The sequence below is a fragment of the Streptomyces sp. NPDC028910 genome, assembly GCF_055564955.1.
On the sequence record NZ_JBVHVF010000054.1, the window covers coordinates 1 to 3,746 of the forward strand.

The 3,746-nt window shown below is 67.1% G+C and carries 4 protein-coding genes and 1 pseudogene; 3 read left to right on the top strand and 2 right to left on the bottom strand.

Annotation, left to right across the window (positions count from 1 at the left end; translation table 11 throughout):
• Positions 1-1,154 precede the first annotated feature (1,154 nt).
• From ACZ4TV_RS33330 to ACZ4TV_RS33340, 3 genes and pseudogenes are all read left to right on the top strand, one after another.
• Positions 1,155-1,525: pseudogene (locus ACZ4TV_RS33330) on the top strand (ATP-binding protein); the annotation flags it as partial.
• A gap of 436 nt (positions 1,526-1,961) precedes the next feature.
• On the top strand, positions 1,962-2,339 hold the full coding sequence (locus ACZ4TV_RS33335) for a VOC family protein (RefSeq protein WP_468139003.1): 378 nt from the start codon (positions 1,962-1,964) through the stop codon (positions 2,337-2,339).
• Positions 2,340-2,575: 236 nt separating this feature from the next.
• A complete protein-coding gene (locus tag ACZ4TV_RS33340; RefSeq protein WP_468139005.1) occupies positions 2,576-2,890 on the top strand; it encodes a hypothetical protein in 315 nt (104 codons plus the stop codon).
• A 60-nt stretch (positions 2,891-2,950) separates the two neighbouring features.
• On the opposite strand, the gene ACZ4TV_RS33345 is transcribed toward ACZ4TV_RS33340, so the two are convergent.
• Together ACZ4TV_RS33345 and ACZ4TV_RS33350 are read right to left on the bottom strand one after the other, a co-directional pair.
• Entirely contained in the window at positions 2,951-3,241 is a 291-nt protein-coding gene (locus tag ACZ4TV_RS33345; protein ID WP_468139007.1) for a hypothetical protein, read from the bottom strand.
• Positions 3,238-3,594, bottom strand: coding sequence for a hypothetical protein (locus ACZ4TV_RS33350; protein ID WP_468139009.1), 357 nt, complete (start codon positions 3,592-3,594; stop codon positions 3,238-3,240). The genes ACZ4TV_RS33345 and ACZ4TV_RS33350 overlap by 4 nt, the downstream gene beginning before the upstream one ends.
• Positions 3,595-3,746 lie beyond the last annotated feature (152 nt).

Sequence of the window (3,746 nt, forward strand, 5' to 3'; positions counted from 1 at the left end):
CCCTCGCGGGTTTTCCTCCGGGCTTTCGTTCTGTTCTTGCGTTTCCGACTCTATCAGACTCTTTCGTGTCCGACTTCCTCGGCGCTTTCCAGGTTCTCGCTTTCGCGTTTCCCTTTCCGGCGATTCCGACTCTATCAGAAGTTCTCCACCGGATTTCCCCGGCTTCGGATTCCTGAAAGGAGTCGAGTGGCTCTCACATGGAATTAGCTTCCTCGTGAGGCCCGCTGCCGAACGATCCCGTTCGAGGCAACCGCTCCACCCTACAACCCTCTGCCCCGGGGTCCAAATCGGCCCGGGAAGGGGCCAGGCCGACAGCTGGCAGCGGTCTTGGATCCCAGCGTTGGCTGGAGCTTCGGCGCTTTCGTGACTTGCTGGACTCCGGGGCGACGAGCCAGGCGGAGATCGCCAGGGCGCCCGGGCTGGACCGCAAGACGGTCCGCGAGTAACTCTCGGCATCAGGGTTGGCGACGCCTCCACGGCGGTCTCCGAGCGGGTGGTGGAGAGCGAGAGTGATCGACGAGTTCGGGTCGCTGATCGACTCGAGGCCTCGCGGGGCCCGTTCTGCTGCCTCACCATCGGCCAGGACCTGGAGACCTTCAACTGCCACCGCCGGGCCCTCGCCCACTTCGGCGGGGCACTGATGACGATCGTCCACCATGGGACCAAGACCGTCGTCCGCCGCCACGTCGCTCCTGGTGAGGCGGTTCCGCTGCATCCCGAGGTGGTCGGCTCGCCGGCCACTACGACTTCGACGTCGACGTGCTGGCCGCCTACCGGCTGCAGGGAAAGGGCCGGGGCGAGCGGCAGGTGCTGATCGTCCGCGACCACGTCCTCTCCGGCCCGTCGTTCTCCTCCGTCGAGGAGATGGACGCCGCGTTCGCCGCCTGGGTGCCCTGCGGCGGGTCCAGATCCACAAGCCCACCCCGAGGTCACCGCGGAACGGGCGGCGGGGGACCTCCATGCGGCCCTCAAGCCGCTGCCGCCTCGACGAGTCCCATTGGGACGGCCCGCCCACCGGCAAGGGACGCCGGACCACCACGGGCAACGCCCCGGTTCAGCCCGGTCACGAACGGTCGCGGGGCGAGGAGACCGACCCTGCGCAGGCCCTGCTGAACCGGGCGGCGGCCAACCGGATCGAGGTCGGGCGACAACCGTTGTCGGTCTATGACGAACTGACCGGCAACCGCATCCGCACCACGGCCGGCAAGCTCGGCCTGCGTCACCTCGCGGAAACATCAACGAGGTCACCCACCGGGTACCTCGACTTTCTCGACTGGTCCTCTCCGAAAACTGGTCGTCCGCGACCACCGCCGCTTCCGCCAGGGCCTGCGGCTCTCCCGGCTGCCGCACCACAAGAGCTCGATGGGTACGACTTTTCCTGCCAACCCGACCTCGACCCGCGCAAGGTGAAGGTCAGGCCCGCCCTCTCGTTCGTCGAAGCAAGGGCGAACGCCGCTCTCCTGGGCCGCCGGGGGTGCCGACGCACATCGCCGTCGCTCTGGCCGTCGGGGCTTGCCGGGCCGGCTGATCGCCAAATGGGCATGAAAGGGATCGATCATCCTGACCTCGAATAAGACGTTCGGTTCAAGAACCGACTCAAGGCCATCGAGCGTGAACACGGTCGCAGCCCACCTAGATCCATCCTTCAGGTTCACGAAGACATCGACGTTGCACACCGAGTCCAAGTTCTCGTCGGCGCTGGGCAGGAACGGGGCCTCGAAGGCCTCCGCGCGAACCCGGTACCAAGGCCCGTCCCAACCTCGTTCCACGGGTCCGGCCGACATTTTCTGCCTCATCGTGCGAGCGTCCCCGGGAAGGCGTGGCGATCACAACCAGAACCTGCCATGCCCGACCTGCGAACGTAACTGGGGACGTTGATCCGTACGCAGCTGGGGAGCTCAGGTCGTCCCCCGACAGTCACGCCGAACGGGGTACCGCTGACGGCTACTTAGGATCTGTGAATGATCGCTGATCTTCAATGTGTAGTGCTGGACTGCTCGGACCCGGTGGGACTCGCCGAGTTCTACCAGGCGGTGCTCGGCGGGACCGTCAATCAGCAGGATCGGCGGTGGGCACTCGGTGACGGCTGGGCAACGTTGCACACGCCCTCCGGTCTCGTTCTCGCCTTCCAACGGTCAGCGGACTATCGGCCGCCGCTGTGGCCGGACCCCGCCCGTCCCCAGCAGTTCCATATGGACTTCGGCGTTGCGGATCTGGACCGAGCCCAAGAACTGGTGCTGGCCATGGGGGCGACCGCGTTGGACGACGGTTCCGAGGGACGGAGCTGGCGTGTCTATGCCGATCCTGCAGGGCATCCGTTCTGCCTGGTCCGTCACTGACGTACGTCATGGATCGGGCCGCCGCCAGCGCGAGATCACGTGGCTGTCTGGCTTCTTGCGGGGCCTGCCCGGCCCCGACTCCGGAACGCGGATGTTCTCCAGAACCGGCTCGAACTGGGTGCAGTCCGCCCGCTGCCCCGGCGTGACGATCACGGACAGAGGGCGGCAGCGGCCCGCGCTCGGTGACGGCCGGGCAGGCTGTCGTTCTTGAGCCCGGGCTGTCCAGGGATACTGCTGTGGTGCTGCTGACGTGGATCGCTGAGGTGGCGGACGAGCCACTTGTGCTGGAGCCGGCTGACCGGCGGGTGGAGCGGGAGACCAACACCTGGTTGCTCCGGTGCTGCACCGGTTCCGTGCCCCCGACCGCGCTGCCGTTCGACGGTACTTATGCGGCTTGCCGCGATCTCGGTCCGGTCGTCCATGGGTTTCTGGCCGACAGCGAGCCGGGCTTCATCAGCTGGTCAGACCTGAGCGACGTGGAGAACACAGCAATCCAGCCGGGGGCCGTGCCCTTCCCTGTCTGGGTCAGCAGTGTCGGAGCCTCGCACTGACTGGTTCTGCCCGTCCACAAGGAACGCGGCGGCGCCGGCCCGCGTCCCCGCCCTGTCAGCTCAGAGGTTGACGCGCTTGAGGTAGACCCGGCTGCGGTGCGGGATGGTCTGGTACCAGACCATCAGCTTTTCGTCCTCGTACGTACGCAGCCGCATGGGGTGGGGATCCTCGTAGAGGCTGCCGTCCTTGGGGTCGATCGCCATCGACGCCAGATCGACCAGGCCGTCCATGACGGCGCCGACCAGCTCCTGGTGCGCCGCGGGCATGTCGCCGAGCACCCACAGCCGGCTGGGATCGCACTCCCACGCCCAGCCGTTGTCGTTCTCCACGCCCTCACCGCGTGGAGTCACTGACCGATCTCTCGCTGGGCTTCGGCAAGGATGCGGCTGCTGGTCTCCATGGCGGCCCGGAACTCCTCCTCCGTGGCCGCGGGATCTCCCGCCACACGTTCCGCCTCGTGCAGCGCCGCTGATCGCGCGGGCCACCGGTGGATCGCCACGTGCGTGGCCCACTTGATCAGGAAGAACCGCAGCGGATTGATGGCACCCGTCTCCGCGGCACGGTCGAAGGCCTCGTTGCATTCCTTGTCGAGCACGGCCAGGTTGGCCATGTCGATCCGGCGCACGGCGTCCCGCAGGGCTTCCCGCGTCATCGCCGGCTGAGGGATGAGCGGCCCGCCGTCTTCCAACTGCTGTGCTGTCATCGTGTCCTCCAGAGGAACGCGGCCAGGATACCCAGTCGATTCCCTCTGCCTGGTCCGGAACGCAGAAAAGCCCCGCACCGGCCCGTGAAGGGCTGGTGCGGGGCTTCCGCAATGATTGTTCGGCGGCGTCCTACTCTCCCACAGGGTCCCCC

Bases quoted from the DNA above. Each gene is read 5' to 3' on its own strand.
- ACZ4TV_RS33335 (WP_468139003.1), top strand. From the start codon at position 1,962: ATGATCGCTGATCTTCAATGTGTAGTGCTGGACTGCTCGGACCCGGTG.
- ACZ4TV_RS33350 (WP_468139009.1), bottom strand. From the start codon at position 3,594: ATGACAGCACAGCAGTTGGAAGACGGCGGGCCGCTCATCCCTCAGCCG.